20 protein-coding genes are annotated in these 21,869 nt (G+C 73.2%); 5 read left to right on the top strand and 15 right to left on the bottom strand.

Annotated features, from left to right (window positions below; all coding sequences use genetic code 11):
- Positions 1 to 2: 2 nt before the first annotated feature.
- Both J2Z30_RS25645 and J2Z30_RS25640 read right to left on the bottom strand, forming a co-directional pair.
- Positions 3 to 806 (bottom strand): PTS sugar transporter subunit IIAB, encoded by an 804-nt coding sequence (locus J2Z30_RS25645; protein ID WP_044582455.1) that lies wholly within the window; start codon positions 804 to 806, stop codon positions 3 to 5.
- Positions 807 to 811: 5 nt separating this feature from the next.
- Positions 812 to 2,050 (bottom strand): MFS transporter, encoded by a 1,239-nt coding sequence (locus J2Z30_RS25640; protein ID WP_078957154.1) that lies wholly within the window; start codon positions 2,048 to 2,050, stop codon positions 812 to 814.
- Positions 2,051 to 2,106: 56 nt separating this feature from the next.
- On the opposite strand from J2Z30_RS25640, the gene J2Z30_RS25635 reads away from it, so the two are divergent.
- Positions 2,107 to 2,688, top strand: a complete 582-nt coding sequence (locus tag J2Z30_RS25635) for a CGNR zinc finger domain-containing protein (RefSeq protein ID WP_209468835.1) — start codon at positions 2,107 to 2,109, stop codon at positions 2,686 to 2,688.
- Between the two features lie 12 nt (positions 2,689 to 2,700).
- On the opposite strand, the gene J2Z30_RS25630 is transcribed toward J2Z30_RS25635, so the two are convergent.
- From J2Z30_RS25630 to J2Z30_RS25615, 4 genes are all read right to left on the bottom strand, one after another.
- Entirely contained in the window at positions 2,701 to 4,299 is a 1,599-nt protein-coding gene (locus tag J2Z30_RS25630) for a sodium/solute symporter (protein WP_052701842.1), read from the bottom strand.
- Positions 4,296 to 4,640, bottom strand: a complete 345-nt coding sequence (locus tag J2Z30_RS25625) for a hypothetical protein (protein WP_044580080.1) — start codon at positions 4,638 to 4,640, stop codon at positions 4,296 to 4,298. The genes J2Z30_RS25630 and J2Z30_RS25625 overlap by 4 nt, the downstream gene beginning before the upstream one ends.
- Before the next feature lie 168 nt (positions 4,641 to 4,808).
- Positions 4,809 to 6,143 carry a PucR family transcriptional regulator gene (locus J2Z30_RS25620; RefSeq protein ID WP_078957152.1) on the bottom strand — a complete coding sequence of 445 codons (1,335 nt, stop codon included), beginning with the start codon at positions 6,141 to 6,143 and terminating at the stop codon, positions 4,809 to 4,811.
- An 87-nt stretch (positions 6,144 to 6,230) separates the two neighbouring features.
- On the bottom strand, positions 6,231 to 7,004 hold the full coding sequence (locus J2Z30_RS25615) for an oxygenase MpaB family protein (protein ID WP_044580079.1): 774 nt from the start codon (positions 7,002 to 7,004) through the stop codon (positions 6,231 to 6,233).
- 172 nt (positions 7,005 to 7,176) lie between these two features.
- Here J2Z30_RS25615 and J2Z30_RS25610 point away from each other — a divergent pair, with 172 nt between their 5' ends.
- A complete protein-coding gene (locus J2Z30_RS25610; protein ID WP_044580078.1) occupies positions 7,177 to 7,626 on the top strand; it encodes a nuclear transport factor 2 family protein in 450 nt (149 codons plus the stop codon).
- Between the two features lie 113 nt (positions 7,627 to 7,739).
- Here the strand turns inward: J2Z30_RS25610 and J2Z30_RS25605 are convergent, their stop codons facing one another.
- Complete coding sequence (locus J2Z30_RS25605; protein ID WP_078957151.1) at positions 7,740 to 8,168, bottom strand: spore-associated protein A; 429 nt, start codon at positions 8,166 to 8,168, stop codon at positions 7,740 to 7,742.
- Between the two features lie 214 nt (positions 8,169 to 8,382).
- On the opposite strand from J2Z30_RS25605, the gene J2Z30_RS25600 reads away from it, so the two are divergent.
- Positions 8,383 to 9,270 (top strand): lytic polysaccharide monooxygenase auxiliary activity family 9 protein, encoded by an 888-nt coding sequence (locus J2Z30_RS25600; RefSeq protein ID WP_052701840.1) that lies wholly within the window; start codon positions 8,383 to 8,385, stop codon positions 9,268 to 9,270.
- A 43-nt stretch (positions 9,271 to 9,313) separates the two neighbouring features.
- Here the strand turns inward: J2Z30_RS25600 and J2Z30_RS25595 are convergent, their stop codons facing one another.
- The 6 genes from J2Z30_RS25595 to J2Z30_RS25570 are packed head-to-tail and all read right to left on the bottom strand — an operon-like array spanning position 9,314 to position 16,959.
- Complete coding sequence (locus tag J2Z30_RS25595) at positions 9,314 to 10,177, bottom strand: TauD/TfdA dioxygenase family protein (protein ID WP_044580076.1); 864 nt, start codon at positions 10,175 to 10,177, stop codon at positions 9,314 to 9,316.
- Between the two features lie 12 nt (positions 10,178 to 10,189).
- Positions 10,190 to 11,494, bottom strand: coding sequence for an FAD-dependent oxidoreductase (locus J2Z30_RS25590; RefSeq protein ID WP_044580075.1), 1,305 nt, complete (start codon positions 11,492 to 11,494; stop codon positions 10,190 to 10,192).
- Entirely contained in the window at positions 11,491 to 13,638 is a 2,148-nt protein-coding gene (locus tag J2Z30_RS25585; protein WP_245388431.1) for a prenyltransferase/squalene oxidase repeat-containing protein, read from the bottom strand. The genes J2Z30_RS25590 and J2Z30_RS25585 overlap by 4 nt, the downstream gene beginning before the upstream one ends.
- 33 nt (positions 13,639 to 13,671) lie before the next feature.
- A complete protein-coding gene (locus J2Z30_RS49865) occupies positions 13,672 to 14,865 on the bottom strand; it encodes a UbiA family prenyltransferase (protein WP_052701838.1) in 1,194 nt (397 codons plus the stop codon).
- Between the two features lie 4 nt (positions 14,866 to 14,869).
- On the bottom strand, positions 14,870 to 15,982 hold the full coding sequence (locus J2Z30_RS25575; protein WP_052701836.1) for a polyprenyl synthetase family protein: 1,113 nt from the start codon (positions 15,980 to 15,982) through the stop codon (positions 14,870 to 14,872).
- Positions 15,979 to 16,959 carry an aminotransferase class I/II-fold pyridoxal phosphate-dependent enzyme gene (locus tag J2Z30_RS25570; RefSeq protein ID WP_044582447.1) on the bottom strand — a complete coding sequence of 327 codons (981 nt, stop codon included), beginning with the start codon at positions 16,957 to 16,959 and terminating at the stop codon, positions 15,979 to 15,981. The genes J2Z30_RS25575 and J2Z30_RS25570 overlap by 4 nt, the downstream gene beginning before the upstream one ends.
- Before the next feature lie 336 nt (positions 16,960 to 17,295).
- Between J2Z30_RS25570 and J2Z30_RS25565 the strand changes: the two genes are divergently transcribed.
- Positions 17,296 to 18,222, top strand: a complete 927-nt coding sequence (locus tag J2Z30_RS25565; RefSeq protein ID WP_044582446.1) for a LysR family transcriptional regulator — start codon at positions 17,296 to 17,298, stop codon at positions 18,220 to 18,222.
- A gap of 66 nt (positions 18,223 to 18,288) precedes the next feature.
- Here J2Z30_RS25565 and J2Z30_RS25560 read toward each other — a convergent pair whose 3' ends face one another.
- Positions 18,289 to 19,296 carry a sulfotransferase gene (locus tag J2Z30_RS25560; protein WP_044580074.1) on the bottom strand — a complete coding sequence of 336 codons (1,008 nt, stop codon included), beginning with the start codon at positions 19,294 to 19,296 and terminating at the stop codon, positions 18,289 to 18,291.
- A 251-nt stretch (positions 19,297 to 19,547) separates the two neighbouring features.
- Between J2Z30_RS25560 and J2Z30_RS25555 the strand changes: the two genes are divergently transcribed.
- Positions 19,548 to 20,459, top strand: coding sequence for an endonuclease/exonuclease/phosphatase family protein (locus tag J2Z30_RS25555; RefSeq protein WP_044580073.1), 912 nt, complete (start codon positions 19,548 to 19,550; stop codon positions 20,457 to 20,459).
- Between the two features lie 53 nt (positions 20,460 to 20,512).
- Here the strand turns inward: J2Z30_RS25555 and J2Z30_RS25550 are convergent, their stop codons facing one another.
- A complete protein-coding gene (locus J2Z30_RS25550) occupies positions 20,513 to 21,721 on the bottom strand; it encodes an MFS transporter (RefSeq protein WP_044580072.1) in 1,209 nt (402 codons plus the stop codon).
- Positions 21,722 to 21,869: the final 148 nt, after the last annotated feature.

Here is a 21,869-nt window from a genome sequence, read left to right as displayed (position 1 = left end):
GTTCAGACGTCGTACGTGTCCCGGAGCACCGCGTCCACCTCGGCGGTGCTGGTGAAGTCCTGGACGACCTTGACCGGCCGTCCCACATCGCCCAGGGTCCTGGCGATCTCACGGGAGGTGAGCAGGACCACGGCCTCGGACGCCTTGCCCTTCGCGGAGATGGTGTCGGTGGCCTCCACGGTGACGAACCTCGACCAGCCCCAGCGGTCCAGCACCTGCTCCAAGGTGTTCTTGAGGAACAGGCTGGTGCCCACGCCGTTGCCGCAGACGGTGAGGATCTTGTGCAGCGAGCCCGCCCGGGGCTCGGCGGGTTCCGGGGTGGTGGCGGGTTCGGACGTCTCGGAGTCGTCCTCCGGCCGCTCCCCGGCCAGTACGGCGTGCAGCGCCTCCGGGGTGGGCGCGGCCGCCAGGGCGGCCGCCGTGTCGGGGTCGCCCAGGAGCCGTGCCAGGCTCGCCATCGCGGAGGTGTGCGCGGCGGAGTCCTGGGCGGCCAGGGCGACGACGAGGGTGACGGGGTCGTTGGACTCATGCCCGAATTCCACGGGCCCGGCGAGTCGGACCCAGGACATCCCGGTGGACAGCACCGCCGGGGACGGCCGGGAGTGGGCGAAGGCCACACCCGGCGCGATGACGATGTACGGCCCGTTCTCCTCGACGTTGACGACCATCTCGCGGGTGTACTCGTCGGTGGTGGCTCCCGTTTCCACCATCAGACGGCCGGCGGCGCCTATCGCCTCACGCCAGTCGGCCGCCCGCACGTCGAGCCGGACGGCCTCGACGGGGAGCAGGTCTTTCAGGTCTTCCATGCAGGTCATGATGCCTGACATGGCTCTGTCATACAGCCCCCCCCGGGGGGCGGAAGCGGAGCGACAGCCTCCGCAGGGTCCGGCAAGCATACGAAGACGAGAACCGCGAGCGCCTCGCACCCCCCGGCCGCCACCAGGGCGCCGGGCGGCGACCAGGTGGCGAGCGGACCGGCGAGGGCAGCTCCCAGGGCGAAGCCGGTGATCTTCAGGCTGGCGCCGGTGGTGAAGACCTGGCCGCGCAGCCGCTCGGGCGCCTCCCGGTGGCGGATCGCGAACAGGGCCGTGAGCTGAGGACCCTCGGCGGCGCCGGTGAGCAGCACGGCGGCGATCAGCGCGGCCGGGTGGCCGGTGGCCGCGAGCAGGGGCGCGAGGACGAGCAGCAGGGCTCCGCCGAGGAGCACGGTGTCCGGGCGCGGCGGGCGGGGGCGGCGGGAGAGGACCGCGTTGGCCACGAGGGCCGACGCGGCGGTGGCGGACAGCAGCAGGGCGCCGCGGTCGGCGCCGCCGAGCACGGCCGCGCCGAGCGGCGGCCAGCAGATGAGCAGCGCGCCCTGGCCCACGCAGGAGACGACGGAGGTGGCGGTGGCTCGGGCCAGGGGCCGGTTGCGGACGATGGCGCGCAGCCCGGCGGTGAGATCGGTGACGACCGACGTGCCCGGCGGTGGGGCCGACCGGGCGGATCGCGCGGGCGCGGGGAGCGCCCAGGCGGCGGGCAGCGCGAGGCCGATCAGCGCGATGGACACCGCCACGGCGGCCGGTGCCCCGGCCGCACCCGCGACGACCCCGGCGAGTGCGGGCCCCACCAGCGCGGCGAGGCTGAACGTCATCGCGTCGAGCGCGGTGGCGCGAGGGAGGCCCGCGGGCGGCGCCACCCGGGGCAGTTGGGAGGTCCATCCGCCGGACAGGGCCGGTCCCAGCAGCCCCGCGCCCACCGCGAGGAGAACCGTGAGGGCGAACGGCACCCGCCCCAGGCCCAGGAGGATCGCGGCCAGCCCCGCCGCGTAGAGGGCGAGCGCCGCGGCCAGCAGCCGGCCCGGCCGGGCCGAGCGGTCGAGCAGTACCCCGAAAAGCGGTCCGCCGACCGCGGCCGCGGCCATGATGCCCGCCAGCAGCGCCGAGCCCGAGGAGGGCGAACCGGTGAGCACCGGCCCGGCCAGCAGCAGCGCGGGACCGGACGTCTCGTCCCCCGCGCGGGCGGCGGCCGCCCCGCCCAGATAGCACCCCATCGCGTAACGCCCCGGCATGCCGAGCACGTTACGGGGCTAACGCAAAACCTCGCCAGGTGCGTTACGTTGGCGTCGTGCCACCGCCTTCGAACGACGACTGGTCCACCCGGCATTCGGTGCGGGCCACCGCCCGGCGCACCGCCGCCCTCGTCAACGCCCTGACCACGGAGCCGAGCCCGGACCCCGCCGCGATCGCCGGGCTTCTGCTCGACCACGGCGAGTCCGGCCCGCTCGAGCTCACCGCCGACGATGTCGCGGGGATGCGTGCCGCCGCGCTGCGGCTGCGCGAGGTGTTCGCCGCCGGTCATGTCGACGAGGCCGCCGGGGTGCTGAACCGGCTGCTGCGGGAGGGCACCGGCCCCCTCCGGCTCAGCTCGCACGACGGCCGCTCGCCCTGGCATCCCCACCTGGACAGCGATGACGAGGCGCCCTGGGGCGAGTGGTTCCTCGCCTCCTCGTGCTTGGCGCTGACCGTGCTGCTCTGGGAGGGGCAGCGCCCGCCCGGCGGTCTGTGCTCCTCCCCCGGCTGCGGCGATGTCTTCCTCACCGTGGGCAGCGGACCCGAACGCCGCTACTGCTCACGCCGGTGCGCGACCCGTGAGCGGGTGGCCGCCCACCGGCGCGCCAAGGCGAGGGCCGGAGCCCGGACTCCGTAAGGGCTCCACGCGTCAGCCGGTGCGCATCGCGTAGGGCGTGTCCCCCCGCGACTGGTCCTGGACATGCCGGGCCCGCCGTCCGCGGCCCCCGAACCGGGAGCCGAGCCAGCCGAGCAGAAAGCCGGCCGGAACGGTGATCAGGCCCGGATTGCGGAGCGGGAACCAGTGGAAGTCGCGCCCGGGGAAGACCGCGAGGGGGTTGCCGGAGATCGCCGGGGAGAAGGCGATGGCCACGGCGGTGAGCAGGAGCCCCCCGTACAGTGCCCAGCGCAGTCCGTTCACCGTGAAGCCGCGCCACAGGGTGCCGTAGAGCACGACCGGCAGCAGGGCCGAGGCGGCGGCCGCGAAGGTGAAGGAGATCAGGACCTGCCGGTTCCAGTGCTGGGTGACGATGGCGAGGACGACGGCCACGACGCCGACGGCCACGATGGCCGTACGGGCTGCGGCCAGCTCCCGGTTCGCCAACAGCCCGCCCTTGAAGACGACCTTGGCCAGGACGTCATGGGCGAGGGAGGCCGCGGCGGCCAGGGTGAGTCCCGCGACCGCCGCGAGGGTGGTGGCGACGACCGCGCAGGCCACGACGGAGAAGAGCAGACTCTGGTCGGCCTCCTGCGCCGCCGGGTCCAGGGCGAGGGTCAACAGCAGCAACGAGTTACTGCCGGTGGGGTCGGAGGCACGCAGGGCGCGGGCGCCGACGACGGCGGTGGCTCCGGCGCCCACGATCACGATCAGCCCGAGGATGGTGGTGACCGCGCCCACCGCCCAGGTGGTGGCGGCGCGGGCGGCCCGCATACTGCGGATCGGGTGGAGCCGCATGGTGAGATGGGGCATGCAGGCCGCGCCGAGGGCGAGGGTGAGCTGAACGCTGATGACGTCCAGGCGGCCGCTGAGGGAGTCCCCGTACTGGCGGCCGGACTGCCAGAAGCCGTCGCCGTAGCCGCTGGCGTCGGCCGCGGCGTCGAAGAGGGTGGCCGGGTTCCAGGAGAAGCGCTTCAGCACCAGACAGGCGAGCAGGACGAACGCGGCGAGCAGCAGCACCGTCTTGAGGATCTGGACGAATCCGGTGCCCTTCATCCCGCCGAGGGCGGCGTAGCAGACCATGAGCGAGCCGATGAAGATGGTGCAGCCGGTGACCGCGCCGCTGCCGGGGATGCCGAGCAGCAGGGCCAGCATGGCGCCCGCGCCGTTGAGCTGGACCAGCAGCAGCGGCATGACGACCACCAGCACCACGACGGCGGTGCCGGTGCGGGCCGGGCGCTCGCTCAGCCGCTCGGAGAGGACGTCGCCGAGGGTGAACCGCCCCCGTCCGCACAGCGGTCCGGAGAGGACCAGCATGAACATCAGGATGGAGAGCACGGTGGAGGTGGCGATGAGCACCCCGTCGAATCCCGCCAGGGCGATGGTGCCGGTGGTGCTGAGCACGGTGGCGGCGGAGATGTAGTCGCCCGCGATGGCCAGGCCGTTCTGCATCGGGCTGAGCGCGCCGGTGCCCAGGTAGAACTCGGTGGGGTCGTCGTTGCCGGTGGCCGCGAGGATGCACAGCAGGAACGAGACGGCCATGAAGCCCGCGAAGAGCACGAACGCGAGCGTTCTGGGGTCCAGGAAGCTCACCGATCCCCCTCCCCCGCGGCGCCTGCCCGGCGGTGGGCCCGGACCAGGACGGTGAGCAGCACCGCCGTGTCCAGGCCGATCAGCATGGCGCCCACGGTGAACCCGCCGCCCGCGCCGAGGTCGACGACGCCTTCGGCGGCGCAGTTGACCACCACGGCGGCCACATGGCAGGCGAGCGCGGTGCAGGCCGCCCGCGCCGACCAGGGCCACGGCCGCTGCCACGGTGAGCGCCGTGTCGGCGGAGGCGGCGCCGCGGGGCGGGGCGGGAACGTGGCGGTGCGGGGCGCGGTGCGGGACGGGGTGGACGGGAACGGGCCCCAGGGGTGGTCGTGGTCGGACATGTCGCGGCTCCTTGTGCGGGTTCCGTCCCGGTTCGCCGGGACGGAAACGCCACGACAGCAGGTCAGGAGGGTCGCGTACAGCCCAACCGGCGGACCGTGTGACGGGCGCACATGATCGGCGCGGGGGCGTTGTGCACGCCCACATCGGCTCAGGCAGACGGGTGAATCTCAGGGCGTCAGCAGCCGGTGCGCGGACAGCGCGAGCGACAACTCCATGATCTCGCGCGGGTGGTCCAGCGAACGCCCGATCAACTCCTCGTAGCGGCGCAGCCGGTTGAGCACCGTGTTGCGGTGGCAGAACAGCAGCCCGCCCGCGCGGCGCGCCGACCCTCCGGCCTCCAGCCAGGCGGCCAGCGTCGTCAGCAGCAGCTCCCGGTCGGCGGACTCCAGCGCCAGGACCGGTCCGAGCATCCGGTCGGCGAGCGCGGTGCCGAGGTCCGGGGAGGACACCACCAGCGCCTCCGGATAACGCTCCTCCAGCAGCGCCGCCGACCCGGCGGCCGGGCGGGTGCGCAGCGCCGTATCGGCGAGCCGGCGGGCCGTGTTGATCGCGGCGAGGCCGGTCACGGCGGGGCTGACCCCGGCCCGTGCGCCGGGCGGCACCTCCAGCCCGCGCACCAGCCGCTCCGGGCCGCTGCCGCTGCCTCTGCCGCCGTCGCCCTCGCCCCCGCCCTCGCCGAGCAGCACGATGGCGTGGGCGGTGCCCTCCGCGGTGTGCCAGACCGTACGGAGTCCGTCGCCCACCTCGACGGAGTGCGGCGTCCGGCACGGCGCGTCGGCGTCCTCCAGCGCCACGACCGCGTAACGCCCCTGCTCGGGCAGGCCGAGGACCTGCTCAGCCTCGGGGAAGTCGCTCACCCGGGCGGTGCCGTCGAGCAGGGCCGCGACGATGATCCGGTAGCGGTTCTCCCGGTGCCAGGAGAGCTGCCGCTCGACCTCCTGGTAGGCCGTGGCGACGAGGGTGCAGTGCTCGTCGACGAAGTTCCACACATCGGCGGCGACATGGACCAGCGACTGGGCGCCGAGCGGATCCTCCTTCGAGGCGGTCTCCAGGAGCTGCTCCCAGACCACGGTGCAGCCGATCCGGTACGCGTGCAGCAGCGCGTCCAGCGGAAAGCCCTGCGCGGCGCGGTCGGTGCCGATCCGCCACGCGCAGGACCGGGCCGATTCGCGCGTCTCCTTGGGGTGCACCAGCGAGCGCACATTGTGGCTGAGCGAGTCGTGCACCTCCCGCCACACCTCGTGCGGGTCCACGACGGTGGAACGGTAGGCGGGCTCCCGCTCCTTCATCAGCGCGACGATACGGTCCGTCAGCCGTGGTACCTCCTCGATGAGCACCCGGGCGGCGCGGTGCAGCAGCGCCACGGTCTCGGCGTCGGCCCGCGACCGGATCGGCGGACGGGCGGCGGGCATCCGGGGCGGCGTCCGGACCCGGTCGGCGGACAGGCGGGGGGCGCGGCCCATGGCGGGGACGGAAGCGCGGGAGCCGGTGACTGGGTGCATGAACGTTCCTCCACCTGTGACGGGCAATGCGCAGCTCAACGCGGCAGCGTGAGGCCACGGCCAGGTTTGATACCAGAGCCTGCATGGCTATTGCACCATTGCCATACCGGTGGGTCGGTGCCTTCCGCGAATTCTTCCGTGCGCCCGCCCGACGACGGCGCGAAGCCACAGCGCGGAGTGGGTCGCGGCGCGGACCGGCGCCGGGGGCCGCGGAACGCCGAGCGCCCGGCGCAGCCCGTCGTCCAGAAGGCAGTCGGCGGCGCTGCCCGCGAGCGGGCCGAGTACACCGGGTACGCGCCCGGCGAGCAGGTCCCGAGTGGCTCCCCACAGGGCGTGGGCCTCGGGGGTGAAGGTGAAGTGGGCCCGCTCGAAGTCCTCCATCCACGCCTCGAACTCCCGCCGGTCCGGCGGGACGTCCGGAATGCCCATGCGCTCGGCGAGGGCGAGATAGAGGGTGTGGGACGCGTCCCGTTCAGTGTCGGTGGGCGCCCGCCAGGCGTAGGCGGCGCACCAGCGCATCGGGGCGAGGTCGAAGCAGGCCAGCACATAGCGGTAGGCGTCATCGCTGATGACCCAGGGGGCGTGCAGACGCTTCAGCGCGGCGACGGTCCGCTCGCCCTCCTCGCCGTCCAGCCCGTGGCGGAACATCCCGTACATCAGCTCGCCGGTCGCCTTGGCGCGGGCCCGGGTGTGCCGGGTCATCCGGCCGGTGGCGGTGAGCACCCGGGCGATCTCCGGTACCGCGAAGGTACGGCAGAACCCCAGGTTGAGTCCCATCTTCAGATCCTGGGCGAAGGTGTCGAACGCCACCCGGCGGTAGATCTCCTCGGCCTGCCGCAGCGGGGTGTGCGCGGGCGTCATCAGCCCGCCTCGATGGCGTCATGGCGGCGCAAGGCCCCCATGGCCGCCATGCGGCCGCGGAGCGGGCGTTCGCAGCGCTGGGGATGGTCGTGGACGGCGGGCATGGGGCCACCGTACTGGCGGCCGCGGGATATGCTGTCGATCACTTGAATCTTCGGGGGGAGAGTTCCGCATGCTCGATCGTCTGGCGGTCCATGAGCTGATCCACCGCTGGTGGTTCGCCTTCGACGAGGGGCAGTTCGACGTCTGGCCCGAGCTGCTGACGGAGGACGTCCACATCACCTCCCGCTCGGACACCGGCACGTCCCCGTACGAGGAGTTCATCGCCTCCGACAACCGGGGCCGCGAGCAGGTGATCGCCTGGCAGCGGAAGCACCGCGAGGCGGCCGGGTATCCGCTGCGCCACAACGCCTCGAACATCCACATCGAGCGGGTCGACGGCGATGACATCTCGGTGGTGTCCTATATGTACGCCACCAACATCACCGACGGCCAGGTGACCCCGATCGCGAGCGGTGTGGTCCGCTGCGTGGTCCGCTCCGACGGCGCCGCCTACCGCCTCGCGGAGCTCCACACCGTGCTGGACACCCACGCGGTGGCCTTCACCGAGCGCCAGACGTAAGCCGACCGGTGCGGCTCGCGCCGCACGACGATGGCGGCGGCCACCTTGAAAGAGGTGGCCGCCGCTCCCCCGTGTGTTCCCCCGCCGGCTCTGCCGACCGTGTGGCTTCGGGCTTACCAGCCCTTGGTCACGCGGTAGGCCTTCAGGGATCCGCAGTTCGATCCGTAGGTCCAGGTGGACTGGTTGTCGATGCCCCCGGCCCAGTCCACGCACTTGCCGCGCCCGTCGCCGTACACCGGGCCCGCGTACGAGGTGTACGCGCCGCCGTCCTCGGCCGACTCGTCGGCGCCCTGAACGTACAGGTAGGCGAACATGGGAACCGGCTTGCCCGTGGTGTTCCGGACGGTGACCACGCAGTTCTTGCCCTTGGCGGAGTTGTAGGTGAGGAAGACGGTGCCCTTGGAGCCGATGGGCGCCGAGTTCACCACCTTGTACCCGCTGCCGCACACACCGTTGTACGAGGCCGTGGCGGCGGCGGACGCCTGGGGCGTCAGGGCCACGGTGCCCGCGATGGCGGTGGCGAGAACCGCGGTGGCGGCCATACGGCGAGAAAGATTCATTTGTCCCCCTTAATGATTCTTCATGGGCGTAGGCGCTGTTTGCGTCTGCCTAGGGAGACATGTGGAGATGGCGGATGGTTGTACGCCGTCATGGCCCGGCTTACGGCGGCCCGTTGAACGCACGGGCCGGGCTTCCCGTACCCCTCGGGACGGGCGAGCCGCCCGTCGCCGCACCGACCCCGGAGGGCCGCACCGGATGACCTCGTACCGCACCGCCGCCGTGGGCGCTCTTCTCGGGGCCCTCCCCTGTCTGTTCACGGCGCTGGCCGCCCCGCCCGCGCAGGCGCACGGGGCGCCGACGGACCCGGTGAGCCGGACGTTCGCCTGCTCCCCCGAGGGCGGGGGCGCGGCGCGGTCGGCGGCGTGCCGGGCGGCCCGAGCCGCGGGCGACCCGGCGGCCGCGGACTGGGACAATCTGCGGATCGCGGGGGTGGCGGGCAAGGACCGGGAGCGGATCCGGGACGGAAGGCTGTGCAGCGGGGGCCTGGAGGCATACCGGGGTCTGGACCTGCCGCGCGCCGACTGGCCTTCGACGCGGCTGTCGGCCGGGGCGGATCTCACGCTCACCTACCGGTCGACCATCCCGCACACGGGGACCTTCGAGCTGTACCTCACCAAGGAGGGCTACGATCCCAAGCGGCCGCTGACGTGGTCGGATCTGGAGGCGAAGCCGTTCGCCACGGCCAAGGACCCCGCGCTGGTGGACGACGCCTACCACATCAAGGCCACGCTGCCCGCCGACCGGACCGGCCGTCAGCTGCTCTACACGATCTGGCGGAACACCAGCACCCCGGACACCTACTACTCCTGCTCCGATGTGGTGTTGAGGGCCCCGGCGAAGGATTCGTCGGACGCGGCCCCGCCGTCCGAGGCCGCCGCCCCGCCGTCTCAGTCCGCCACGGAGCCTACGGAGGCGTCCCGTGCCGCCGCCACGCCCTCCCGGGCCACCTCCTCCGCCGCCGACGAGGGCGACGGCGACGGCGACGGCGACACCACTCCGGTGCTGCTCGCCGGTGGCGCGTCCGTGCTGGTGCTCGGCGCGGGTGTCGCCGCCACCGTACGACGGCGACGCCCGAGCCGCTGACGGGCCCAACGGTCCTGGCGGTCCTGGCGGTCCTGGCGGGCTGTCACCGGTAGCCGTACCGGGCCGTGACGTGGCGCGGGTAGTAGCGCTCGTCGGGTGCGGGCCGGTACTCCTTCCAGCGCGGGGTGTCGCCGGTGGGCTGGTCGCCGAGGACGGTCACCCGCTGCCCCCTCCGGGGCCCGGTGTAGTCGTTGACCGCCAGGTGCTGGGTGGCGCGGTTGTCCCACATCGCGACGGCCCCGGGCTGCCAGTGGTAGCGGCAGTTGAACCGGGGCGACTCGGAGTGCTCGAAGAGGAACTGCAGCAGGGCGTCGCTCTCCGGGCGGCTGAGCTGCGGGATGTGCGAGGTCCACATGCGCGTCACGTACAGCGAGCGCCTGCCGGTCTCGGGGTGGATCCGCACCACCGGGTGTTCGGCGGAGTGCTCGCCGGTCTGCGGGGTGTTGAGGACGTGGACGGCGGTGAGCCCGTCGAGGAGTTCGCGCATCGGCTCGGAGAGCGCCTCGTAGACCAGGTACTGGTTGCTCCACATGGTGTCCCCGCCGGAGGCGGGGCACACCTGAAGATGGAGGATCGAGGCGACCGGCGGATTGGGCTGAAAGGTCACGTCGATATGCCACTCGTCGGCCTTGGCGCCCTGGTCCGCGTCCAGTACGACGATTTCGGGATGGCCGTCGGCCTTCGGCAGGAACGGATGGACCTCCAGCTCTCCCAGCCGCCGTCCCAGCGCGATATGCGCCTTTGGGGTGAGGTGTTCCTGGTCCGGGAAGAAGACCACGAGGTGCTTGAGCAGCAACTCATGGATGTGCTCGAAGAGTTCGTCGGTGAGCTCGGTCAGATCGACACCGCGGATCTCCGCGCCGAGCGCTCCGGAGACGGGGGACACGACCAGTTCGGGAGTGGGCATGGGAAACCGTCCTCACATGGGTTGCGGTCGGCCGGCCGGTGCGGTCGGCACTCGGAGGGCGCGCGGATCTGGGAGGAGACCGAGCTGCTGCAGCCGGTCCAGCAGGGTCAGCGGGCGCGGGCCGAGGCCCGACATGTTGTGGGTGACGGTGTGCAGCAGCCGCGGGTTGGCGCCGGTGTGACGGACTGCCCGGCGGCCCAGGACCCGGCCGCGCCACGACAGATCGGTGACCATCCGCGCCGCGTTGCCGCTGGTCGTGGCCGCCTGGGCGAGCAGGGGCAGCTGCCGGTCGTGGTAGTCGCGCAGCGCGCCGTCCACCGCCGCGGCCGACATCTCGCCGGTGCGCTCCAGATGGCCCGACAACCGCTCGGCGAGGGCACCTGCGCTGGTGATGGCGGTGTTCATGCCCTGCGCGGCCATCGGATGGACGGCGTACGCGGCCTCGCCGACCAGCGCGAGGCCGTGACCGGCCAGCCGGGGCGACAGCAGCCGTCCGACGGGCAGCGTCTGGCGGCTGTCGAGATGCGCGAGCAGGGACGCGGTCAGCGGCTCCAGGGCGGGCACCTGGGACAGCGCCCTGGCCGCCCAGTCGGCCGACTCCCCGCGTGCCCTGACGCCGCGCAGCTCATCGGGCCCGGCCTGGAGGTAGAGCCGCAGCCGCCCACCGGGCAGCGGATAGAGCAGCCGCAGCCCCCGGTCGGTGACGTACGCGGAGAAGTCGTCGGCCCGCGCAGCCGCGTCGGCGTCGCCGATGTCGAAGGAGACCAGCCGGTGCGGGTAGTCGACCCGCTGGGCCTCGATGCCCGCCCAGGACCGCAGCCGAGAGGAGATGCCGTCGGCGGCGACCACGAGCGGGGCCCGCTCCTCGTGGGTCCTGCCGCCCTCGGCCAGCCGCAGTCCGGTGATCCGGCCGGATTCGTCGCGCAGTGGCGCCTCGGCGCGCACACCCCGGCGCAGTTCGACACCCGGCCCGAGGCTCTCGGCCAGGGCGGCGAGGATGGCCGTGTGATCATGGGCCAGCAACCACTGGTCGGGGGCGGGCAGTTGGCCGTAGTCGAGGGACATCAGCGCGGTGCCGCGCGGATCGCGGACGACCAGCCGTCCGAGCCGGACCGCGCCCTGGGCGTCGAGCCGCTTCTCCACGCCCCAGGAGCGCAGCAGGCGCAGCGCGCCCGGCTGGAGCACCTCGCCCTTGGCGATCGGGCGGATCCTCGGCTGCTTGTCGACCACCAGGACGTCCAGTCCGAGGCCGCCGAGCGCGCGGGCCGCCGCGAGACCGCCGACACCCGCCCCGCACACCAGCACATCGGGGCTCATCGCCTGCCTCCTTCGTCAGTGCCGGTTTCCCGGGTGCCGGATTCCCGGGTGCCGGATTCCCGGGTGCCGGTTTCCCGGGTGCGGGTTCCGCGGGTGCCGGATGAGCGGGTGCCGGTCTCGCTCATGCCGGTTTCACTCGGACCGGCCTCGCGCGGACGGGATGCGCGGGGGCCGGATTCACACGGGCCGGATTCGCGAGGGCCGAATTCGCGAGGGCCGGATGCGCGGGGGCCGGTCTCGCTCATACCGGTCTCGCTCATACCGGTTTCACTCGGACCGGCCTCGCGCGGACCGGATCCGCGGGTGCCGGTCTCGCTCATGCCGGATTCACTCGGACCGGCCTCGCGCGGGCCAGATTCACACGGGCCGGATTCACGCGGGCCGGATGCGCGGGTGCCGGTCTCGCGCATACCCCTCTCGCGGCGACAGCCGCTTTCGCGTGTGGCTTCCACGACCTCCGCCGCCTCCGCCGAGCGGTAGTGGGCCAGGGCCCGCACCGCCAGGCCCGCCGCGATGCCGTCGTCGGCGTAGCGGGCACAGCCGCGGATGTACTCGTTGACCGGGGCCGGGGTCCAGCCGCCGTCCGCCCGCTGGGCGTCGACGAGCCAGCGGGCCGCCGCCGCGAGGGCCGGGTCGGTGGGGCTCGACCCGGCGGCGAGCAGCCCGCGCAGCGCCCAGGCGGTCTCCTCGACGGTGCCCCGCCGGGTGGTGCCCGGCCCGGTGCGCTCCCCCGTGCTCCACGACCCGTCGGGGTGCTGGGTGCGCAGCAGCCAGTCCCTGGCCCGGCCCGCCGCCCGGTGGTGTTCCTCGGTACGGCCCGCCCGGCTGAGTGCCTCCAGCGCCGACGCGGTGCCGGGGGTGCCGCCGCGGTACCACATGGCCTCGTACGAGCCGTCGGGGCGCTGTCGGCCGACCAGCCAGCGCACCGCCCTGACCACGCGCGGGTCGTCCGCCCCGGCCCCGGAGTCGAGCAGGGCGCCCACGACTTTGGCGGTCATCTGGGGGCAGGGTCCGAAGCCACCGGGTTTGCTGTTCCGTACGGCGAGGCTCCAGGACCCGGCCGCGTCCTGGGTGGCGGTCAGCCAGGCCAGCCCGGCGCGCACATGGCGGTCGTCCGCGCCGCCGGGCAGCCGGAGCAGGATGGCGCCGGCCTCGGCCGTCTCCAGGGCCATCGGCCAGCTGCGCGGGCTGGAGAACCCCCAGTAGCCGGCCGGGCAGCCGAGCGCGTCGAACGGTTCGGGCTGCTGGTGGCGGTGGAGCATCTCGCGGGTGCCGATCAGCTGGGGGTCGTCGGCGTGACCGGCCTCGATCAGCGCGGCGGTGGTGAAGTTCGTCCAGGTCACATCGAGGGGCATCAGATCCCAGGAGCCGTCGGGGTTCGCCGCCGAGCGGAGCCAGCGGGCGGCGGCGCTCACCAGGTCGGGCGCCTGGCCGGAGCGGGCGAGGCCCAGGCAGATGAGTCCGGTGAGCCAGGGGTCGGTGCTGAACCCGCCGGTGGCGCCCTCGCGTTCATACGCGTCACGGATGATGGCCAGGGCCCTCGGCCGGGCCAGCCGGTCCAGGGCACGGCCGGCCGGGCCGCGGCGGCGGTGGGCGGACTGGGCGAGCGCCTGGCCGGCGTAGATCGGCAGTCGCAGGCTGAGCAGGCGGCGGCTGAGACCGGGGAAGAGCAGCAGCTCCAGGGGGAGTCGGCGCTGGGCGCCCTCGTGGGGCAGTCCGGCGAAGGTGTGGAACTGGCGGATGAGGGCGGTCATCGCGGGTTCCGGGACGGCCGCCGAGCCACCGAGCTCCTCGAACCGGGCCCGTGCGGCGCGTACGGCCGACGCCGCCCGGCGGGGCGCGAGCAGGTGGAGCGCCGCGGCGGCGAGCGCGGTGGTGAGGGGTTCGGTGGGCACCGAGCGCATGGCCCAGCCGCCGTCGTCCCGCTGGGTCTCGCACAGCCAGGTGACACCGCGCTCGATGGTCTCCGCCGAGCCCTCGGGGTCGGCGAAGTGCAGTGCGGTGAGGGCCCCGGCGGTGTTCAGCGGGGAGGCGTGGTGCGCGCCGAAGACGAAGGCGCCGTCGTCGCGCCGGTGGGCGAGGAGCGCCTCGGCACCCGTGGTGATGGCCGTGCCGACGCTCTCGGTCAAGGCGGAAGCGGGCATGCGATCGAACCCTTCTGCTGGTGGCGCGCCGTCTCAGGGGCGGGGATCGGGGAGGGTGGGCCCGCCGTCGGCCAGGGGCGGCGCGGGGAATTCATGGCGGGACCGCATCCGGCTCTGGGTGATGACGCTGACCGCGAGGAGCGGCGTCAGCAGCGCCAGGGCGGGTGCCGCTCCGGCGCCCGCGGCCACCACCGCCGCGGCCAGCACCAGGCGTTCGGCGACGAGGACGCCGTGGGCGCGCAGCGCCAGCGCGGGGGCGAGGTGTCCCGGTGACCTCAGAGCCTGTGTCATATCCCCGGTCGGATCAGCGTGCGGCGTCTGGGGCGTGCGATCGCAAGGCGCCGGAGCGCCCTCGTGGCGGAGCCACGTGGGCGTTTCGGCAACGCCGCGAGAGGGGGCACCTCCCAGCGGTAGCTGGGGGAGCGTGCCAGACGTCGCACGCCCGGCCGGGGATATGACACAGGCTCTCAGCAACAGCCCGAAGGCGCCCGCGCCGCACAGCGCCGCCGCCGACAGCAGTACGAGATACCCGGCCGTGTCCCTGGGCACCAGCCCGGTGGCGGCGCAGGCCACGGCCACGGAGGCCAGATACAGCGCGGCGGCGGTGTGGGTGGCGCTGCGGAGGCCCCGGCGCACCGGCACGGTGGCGTAGCCGCCATCGCGGTCGCCTTCGACGTCGCGGAGGGTGCCGACGAGGTTGGACGCGGTGTCATGGGCCAGGAACACCAGCGCGAAGGGCAGCGCCCGCCACGGTGGCCACGGCTGGACGGCCATCGCGCCGAAGAGCACGGTGAGCGCGGTGAGCACGCCGCGGATGAGATTGCCGGGCAGGCCCCGCCCCTTGAGGACGCGGCTGTAGGCCACGATGCCCGCCATGGCGGCGGCGGCCACGGCCACGGCGCGCCAGTTGGCCCACAGGGCGAGCACGGCGACGGCCACGATGCAGCCGATGCCCGTGGCCACGGCGGTGCGTGGGCTCAACCGCCCGGAGGGTATGGGGCGTTGGGGCTTGCTGAGCGCGTCGAGGTCACGGTCGTAGTAGTCGCCGAGATAGTGGCCGGCGACCCAGCCGAGGGTCGGCGCGGCCCAGGCCACCGTCAACTGCCCCGTGGTGGGGTGCGCTCCGGCGAGGGTGGCTCCGGCGAGTCCGACCAGCCCGGGGTACCAGAGGGTGTACGGGCGCCAGGTCTGCAGATGGGCCAGGAGTGCGGTGCGCGGGGCCGCCACGGCGTCACCGGTCCCGGCTGACCGACAGATCGGCCACCGCCGCGAGTACGGCGGTGGCCCGGGAGCGGGGCAGCGACTCCAGACAGGATTTGGCGCGGTCGGCCTGGGCCGTGGCCCGGTCCCGCGCGGCGGTGAGCGCGCCGGTCGTCTCCAGCAGTTCGTGCACCGTCCTCAGCGCGTCGGCGGCGGGCAGGGCGCCGCCGAGCGCCGCCTCCAGCCGGACGCGGGCCGGGGCGCCGGCCATGGCGTGGCAGAGCAGGACGGGGAAGGTGGGCCGGGCGGCCGCGATGTCGCTGAGCGCGGACTTGCCGGTGGTCCGGCTGTCGCTGGTGTACGGCAGCAGGTCGTCGTGCATCTGGAAGGCCAGCCCCAGATGTTCGGCGTAGGAGGTGAGCGCGTGCTGCTGGGCGGGGGATCCACCGCCCAGGATCGCCCCGCCCCGGCAGGCGGCCCGGAACAGCGCCCCGGTCTTCAGGGCGCTCATGGTGAGGTACCGGTCGAGTCCGCAGCCGAGATCGCCCCTGAGCTCGCCCTCCATCGCCTGGCCGCGGCACAGGTCGACGCCCGCGCGGGCGAAGACCCGCACCGCGCCGAGGACCCGGCCCGGCGGCAGCCCACCGGCGTCCTCGGTGAGCAGTCCGGCGTCCTCGGTCAGCAGTCCGGCGTCCTCGGTCAGCAGTCCAGCATCCTCGGTCAGCAGTCCGGTGTCCTCGGCGCCGTCGGTGAGCGCGCCGAACATGCCCAGCATCAGGGCGTCCCCGGTGACGATGGCGTCGGTGGTGCCGTAGCGCGCCGCGACGGACGGACGGCCCCGCCGCATGGTGTCCCCGTCGATGACGTCGTCGTGGACGAGGGATCCCACATGGAGGTACTCCACGCTCAGCGCGGCCGGTACGACGGCGGGTCCGCCGCCGCCCACCGCCTCGGCCGACTCCATGAGCAGCAGCGGGCGCAGCAGCTTCCCGGCCGGGAGCAGGGCGTACCGGGAGATCTGGTGGAGGCGTTCGGCTTCCCGCGGCCAGCGCCGGTCGAGCTCGCGCAGCAGGAGCTCCATGGTCGGGGCGGCCTCGGCCAGCGGGTCGGCCACCTCGGTGACCGCGACGTCGGGCGGGGTCACCGGGACGCCTCCCGGTACTTCCCGGCGAGCTCCGCGAACGCCTGATTGGCTTCGGGCTCGGCGACGGTCACCCGTATCCCCTCGCCCGGTTTGCCGCACACCACCACGCCGTGGTCGGCGCAGAACTGGGTGAAGCGCTCCACGCCGGATGTCATGGGAAGCCACAGGAAGTTGCCCTGGCTCGCGGGCGCCTCCCAGCCCTGGTCCAGCAGGATCCGGTGCAGCCGGTCGCGCTCCCCGGCGGTCTCGGCGCACTGCCGGAGCACCCGCTCATGGGCGCCGAGCCCGGCGATGGCGGCCTCCTGCGCCACGGCGCTCACCCGGTAAAAGGGCAGGATCGTGCGGAGCGGGGCGAGCACGGGCTCATGCGCCACGAGATAGCCGACCCGCAGGCTGAGCAGCCCGTACGACTTGGAGAACGTCCGTACCACGCAGACCCGTTCATCGGCGCGGTGCAGGGCGATGCCGTCGGCGATGGCGCCGGGGTCGGCGAAGTCCCGGTACGCCTCGTCGATGACGACGGTGACGTGTGCGGGGAGCCGGTCCAGGAAACGAAGGATCCGGTCATGCTCCAACCCTGTGCCGGTGGGGTTGTTGGGGGTGCACAGCAGGACCATGCGGGTGCGGTCGGTGACGGCGTCGGCCATCGCCTTCAGATCGTGGTCGTATCCCGTGAGCGGCACCCGGACGGTGGTGGATCCGGCGTTGGCCGCCATCATCGGGTACGCCTCCCAGGAGGGCCAGGCGTGCACCGTGTGGGTGTCGGGTCCGGTGAGGGTGGCGAAGAGCTGCTGGAGCAGCGCGCCGGAGCCCGGTCCGGCGAGCACGTGCTCCGGCTCCACTCCCAGATGTGCGGCGAGGGCCTGACAGAGCCCGCTGCCGAGGGCATCCAGGGTACGGTGGGCGGTCCGCGCGGTGCGCAGGACGGCGTCCACCACTTCCGGAAGCGGAGGGTGAACGGTTTCGTTGAGCGACATCTGATGGAAGGGATTGTTCTCCGCGACCACCGGAGTCATGCGATTCCAGCCATCATGCATCGGGCACCATCCATCCATTCCAGCGGGGGATTCGGGCGGAGGGAGGAAAGTCACCGCGCCCGGTTCCCCTTGCCGGTCCGGCCGGATCGTCGGGAAGGAAACCGTCGTGGGCGGGCTATGACCGTACGGTCAGCCAGTGCGGTTGGGGCCGTGTCCGATCGGTCAGTCCAATGGGCGAGTACGGGCGAAATCCGTCACCATGATTTTGACGGCCTATCGATCACGCGTCCAATTAAAGTCTTTCGGGAATTGATAAACGATTTCTATCTTCCTGTGGTGATCGAACTTCGCCAGCTCACCGTGCTCGCAGAGGTCTGTCGCTCCGGCTCGTACAGCGCCGCCGCGGACCATCTCGGTTACACCCAACCGGCCATCAGCTATCACATGCGCGCGCTGGAACGTGCCGTGGGCGTGCCGCTGACGGTCAAGGCGGGACGGGGGGTGCGGCTCACGCCCGCGGGGCACAGACTCGCCGAGCGCGCCCGGGGAGTGCTGGCCGGGCTGCGGGACGTGGAGAACGAGTTCGAGGCGCTCGCCGCGCGCACCCGTGGCCGGGTGCGGATGTCCTCGGTGCAGAGCGTCTGTGTCGCCGTGCTGCCCGCGGCGCTGGCCAGGCTGGGCGCCTCCCGTATCGAGGTGGAGGTCGAGCTGGGCCAGACCGCCTCCCATGACGCGTACCGGCTGCTGAACGCGGGTGAGACGGATCTGGCGATCGTCGCCGACGACGAGCCCGGAGAGGCGGCGGAGCCCGCGGAGACCCCGCTGCGCCGGGTCCCGCTGCTGGTCGACCGCCGCCATGTGGTGCTGCCGCGCGGCCATGCGCTCGCGGGGCGGCGCAGCGTCCGCCTCGCCGATCTGGCGCGGGAGCGGTGGATCCTGGAGCGGGACCGCGAGCGGCTGCTGCGGCGCTGCGCGGAGGCGGGGTTCGAACCCCGGGTGGTGACCACGACCGATGACCAGGCGACCACCCTCGGCCTGGTGGGCGACGGGGTGGGCATCGCCCTGATGGACGGCCTCGGGCTGCTCCCCCGGCCCCATCCGCGGGTCGAGCCCCGCCCGCTGGACGACTGGCCCCGGCGCCATGTCTGCGCGCTGCTGCGGCCGGAGGCGGCCAGGGTGCCCGCGGTGGCCGCCCTGCTGGAGGCGCTGCGGGCGGTGGCGGTCGAGCAGTCGGGGGGTGCCATCGAGGCGGCGACGGCCTGACGCCGGGCCTATCGCATCCGGCGCCGGGGCTCGCTCATCCGCCGTGGGCCGGGCTGTGGGCCCCTCTCACCCACCGTGGGCCAGGCTCAGGGCACGGGCACCGGGGGCACAGCTCTCGCGCAGGGCGGTCAGTTCGGCGGGCGGCAGGGTCGCGGCGGCCGTGCCGCGGCGGTCGCCGTCGAGCAGGGCGCGTCCGGCCGCCAGCCACTCCGGGAGGGGTTCCACCCCGAGGTGGTGGGCCAGCCGGGTGAGCTCGCTCTCGGGCGCGTCGAGAAGGCCCTCGTACGACAGGGACATCCGAATCGCGGCGGGGAGCCGCGACAGATGCCCCAGCCCCTCGACGATCGTGCTCGACCACAGCTCGCCGAACTCGGCCACGGGCACGGACCGTTCGTACAGCGGCCGCAGATCGGCCTCGTCGTCGCTGAGCAGCGCGGCGAGACCGGCCGGAAGGTCCTCGGTGCTCGTGGCGCGCTCCGTCATCAGCTGGATCAGCCGGAATCCGGGGTGGCGGCTCATGGAGAGCGCGCAGTCGGCACCGTCCCGGTGGAGGTGGACGAACCGGGCCTCGGGGAAGGCCTCTCTCAGCCGGGGCACCGAGCGCAGCGAATAGCCGGACCGCTCCACGACGGCCCGTCGGCCGAACCGCTCCCCCAGCAGGCCGAACAGCGCCCGGTAGTGATCAGCCACCGGCGCCGCGGGCCGCCGGGACAGCTCCGGCTCCAGGGCGTCGAACAGCGCGTCGGGGTCGTCGGTGAGATGGGGCAGCGTCATCATGCACACCGCCGGAATGCCACCGCCCGCCACCGAGAACCGCCCCTTGACATGCGGATACCGGTACTCGGGCAGCGGGATGCCATCGCGGATGACACGGTTGGCGAACGAGCGCGGAGTGGCGAGGATCCGCCAGAACTCCGACCCGGTCAGCGGCGCCTCGGGCAGCGCGTCCGGCTCCAGCGAGGCGATCAGCTCGCTCACGCTGAGCAGATCCGGATGCAGCCGCAGGATGCGCGACAGAGCGGTCGAACCGCAGCGTCCGGTCCCCACGACGAAGGTCAGCGGCCGTACGGTCATCCCGGGTGCCCCTTCCGTCTCCGACGACTACCGGCCTCCCTACCCATCGCCGCCCCCGCGCACCCCCGGCCACTCCCGGCCACTCCCGTCACTCGCGGAATCCCTCGTCACCGGCGGCCTCCGCGGGCGCTCTTGAGATCGGCTCGGCGTGACCGTACGTTCCACCGGACGGCCACCGCAGGACACACCCCCCACACCGTGGGGTCCGACACTTGAGGCCGTCACCGCACCTTCAAGACCTTGGAGGAGCCATGCCCGCACCTGTGTTCAGCCGCCGTCACGGTATGCGCGCCGCGGCCGCGACGGCCGTCGCGCTTCCGCTCGCCTCCCAGCCGCAGAACGTGGCCGCGGCCGCCCCCGTCACCCCGATCGCCCCCGCCGACGGTCCCCGGCTGGCCGTCATGACGTTCAATCTGCGCTACGCCGCCGACGCCGAGCCCAACTCCTGGGGGCAGCGCCGCCCCGTCATGCGGGAGCTGCTGCGCCAGGCCCGGCCCCATCTGCTGGGCACTCAGGAGGGGCTGTACGGCCAGCTGCGCGACATCGCCCACGACCTCGGGCAGCGCTACTCGTGGATCGGCACCGGACGGATGGGAGGCAGCCGGGACGAGTTCATGGCCGTCTTCTACGACACCGGGCGGCTCGAACCCCTCGAGTACGACCACTTCTGGCTGTCCGACACCCCGAATGTGATCGGCTCCAACACTTGGGGCGGGGCCGTGGTCCGGATGGTCACCTGGGTGCGCTTCCACGACCGGCATACCAGCAAGGAGTTCTACGCCCTCAACACCCATCTGGACCACCGCGGCCAGAACGCCCGTGAGCGCTCCGCCGCGCTGATCACCGAGCGGCTCGGCGGTCTGGACTCCGCGCTCCCCCGCATCGTGACCGGTGACTTCAACGTGGCGGCCCACGGCAACCCGGTCTACGACGCCATGCTGGGCGGCGGCACGCTGGTGGACACCTGGGACACCGCCGAGCGGCGCGGCCCGCTGTACGGGACGTTCCACGGCTTCGGCCCGCTGGTCCCGGACGGCGACCGGATCGACTGGATCCTGGCCTCACCCGGTGTGCGCACCCGCCAGGCCGTCATCGACACGTACTCGCGGGGCGGCCAGTTCCCCAGCGACCATCTGCCGGTGCGAACGGTCCTGGAGCTGTAGCGCGGAACGCCCTCAACGGCTGACTCACGGCGGCCGGCCCCGGCGGCCGGCCCTCAGCGGCCGGGCGCCTCCGCGGAGAGCGCCCGCAGCCGCAGCAGGGTGGCCACGGCCAGCAGGGCCACGCAGCCCGTGAAGATCAGCCCGGCGGACCGCAGCCCGACCGCGACCGTGAGCGCGCCCACGCCGATCACCGGAATCGAGATCGCCAGATACATCAGCACGAACAGGGCGGAGGTGACCTCGGCGCGGTGATCGGCCGGGCTGCTCTCCGTCACCACCCGTACGGCCGCGTGGAACGACAGTCCCTGCCCCGTCCCGGCGATCACGGCACCCAGCACCAGCAGTTCCAGTGACGCGATCGCGAGCGAGACGGCGATGGCCGCCATACCGGCCACCAGCACCGCGCATCCCCCGGGCAGCGAACGTCCCGGGCCCAGCCGCCGCCCCAGCACCTGCCCGGCGACCGAGGCGGCGAACACGGAGAACGCCACGGCACCGGCGACCGCAAGATTGCTCTCCCCCTCCACCTCGCTCAGGAACGTGGGCGACACCGAGGTGAACAGGCCCAGCGTGGCGAAGCCCGCGAAACCCGCCATGGCCGCGGCCGCGAACGTCGAGCGCATCTCCTTGGGCACCCGCAGCCGCTGCGGCCGCAGCGGCGGGCGGCTCCGCTTCCGTACGGTCTCCGGAAGGGCGAGTACCACGGCGGCGCTCACCGCCACCAGCACCAGGTCCACCACGAACACCAGCTTCAGCGGCGCCGGGGCGTACTGCGCCAGCACCCCCGCCAGCAACGGGCCGAGCCCGAGCCCGCCCAGGTTGGCCCCGGTCGCGAGGAGGGTGGCGCCACGGCGTCGATGCTCGGGCGCGAGCTCGATCACCGTCACGGTGGCGGTGCCGGTGGCCAGACCCGCGGACAGCCCCGACAGGGTGCGGCCCGCGAACAGCTCCGGCAGTCCCTGGGCGAGGAGAAAGCACACCGCGCTCAGGCCCGAGAGCACCAGCGCGGCCAGCATGACGGGCCGTCGCCCGACGAAGTCGGACACACTTCCGAGCAGCAGCAGTGCGACGATGACCCCCGCCGCGTACACGGCGAAGATCACCGTGACCATGAACGAGGAGAAGCCGAACTCCCGCTGGTAGAGCGAGTAGAGCGGGGTGGGCAGCGTCGTACCGCACATCGTGACCACGAAGGCGTAGGCGGCCGCCAGGAACGGCCATCCCCTCTCCCCGTCGTCCACGTCACTGCGGCGGCTGTCCATACGACCTGATTCCACCACAAAACACCTGTGCGTCAAGCGCGGTGGCGCGCCGCCCCCTGCCTGGCGGGTTACGTGCGGTAGCGGGGCATCCCGTCATTCGGCCCTCATCACATGCGGCAGGATGGCACCTTACGCCGGAGCCGTACAC

Origin of the sequence: Streptomyces iranensis (assembly GCF_017874715.1) — a bacterium.
Lineage (GTDB): Bacteria > Actinomycetota > Actinomycetes > Streptomycetales > Streptomycetaceae > Streptomyces > Streptomyces iranensis.
The sequence above is the reverse complement of the archived record's forward strand: the minus strand, read 5'-3'. Positions and strand labels throughout refer to the sequence as shown.

Excerpts from the sequence above, each read along its gene's own strand:
- J2Z30_RS25625 (WP_044580080.1), bottom strand. The coding sequence starts at position 4,640 with ATGTCCGACCACGACCACCCCTGGGGCCCGTTCCCGTCCACCCCGTCC.
- J2Z30_RS25585 (WP_245388431.1), bottom strand. The coding sequence starts at position 13,638 with ATGCCCGCTTCCGCCTTGACCGAGAGCGTCGGCACGGCCATCACCACG.
- J2Z30_RS25590 (WP_044580075.1), bottom strand. The coding sequence starts at position 11,494 with ATGAGCCCCGATGTGCTGGTGTGCGGGGCGGGTGTCGGCGGTCTCGCG.
- J2Z30_RS25605 (WP_078957151.1), bottom strand. The coding sequence starts at position 8,168 with ATGGCCGCCACCGCGGTTCTCGCCACCGCCATCGCGGGCACCGTGGCC.
- J2Z30_RS25615 (WP_044580079.1), bottom strand. The coding sequence starts at position 7,004 with ATGACGCCCGCGCACACCCCGCTGCGGCAGGCCGAGGAGATCTACCGC.
- J2Z30_RS25595 (WP_044580076.1), bottom strand. The coding sequence starts at position 10,177 with ATGCCCACTCCCGAACTGGTCGTGTCCCCCGTCTCCGGAGCGCTCGGC.
- J2Z30_RS25620 (WP_078957152.1), bottom strand. The coding sequence starts at position 6,143 with ATGCACCCAGTCACCGGCTCCCGCGCTTCCGTCCCCGCCATGGGCCGC.
- J2Z30_RS25560 (WP_044580074.1), bottom strand. The coding sequence starts at position 19,296 with ATGACCGTACGGCCGCTGACCTTCGTCGTGGGGACCGGACGCTGCGGT.
- J2Z30_RS25570 (WP_044582447.1), bottom strand. The coding sequence starts at position 16,959 with ATGTCGCTCAACGAAACCGTTCACCCTCCGCTTCCGGAAGTGGTGGAC.
- J2Z30_RS25555 (WP_044580073.1), top strand. The coding sequence starts at position 19,548 with ATGCCCGCACCTGTGTTCAGCCGCCGTCACGGTATGCGCGCCGCGGCC.
- J2Z30_RS25640 (WP_078957154.1), bottom strand. The coding sequence starts at position 2,050 with ATGCCGGGGCGTTACGCGATGGGGTGCTATCTGGGCGGGGCGGCCGCC.
- J2Z30_RS25550 (WP_044580072.1), bottom strand. The coding sequence starts at position 21,721 with ATGGACAGCCGCCGCAGTGACGTGGACGACGGGGAGAGGGGATGGCCG.
- J2Z30_RS25610 (WP_044580078.1), top strand. The coding sequence starts at position 7,177 with ATGCTCGATCGTCTGGCGGTCCATGAGCTGATCCACCGCTGGTGGTTC.
- J2Z30_RS25645 (WP_044582455.1), bottom strand. The coding sequence starts at position 806 with ATGGAAGACCTGAAAGACCTGCTCCCCGTCGAGGCCGTCCGGCTCGAC.
- J2Z30_RS25600 (WP_052701840.1), top strand. The coding sequence starts at position 8,383 with ATGACCTCGTACCGCACCGCCGCCGTGGGCGCTCTTCTCGGGGCCCTC.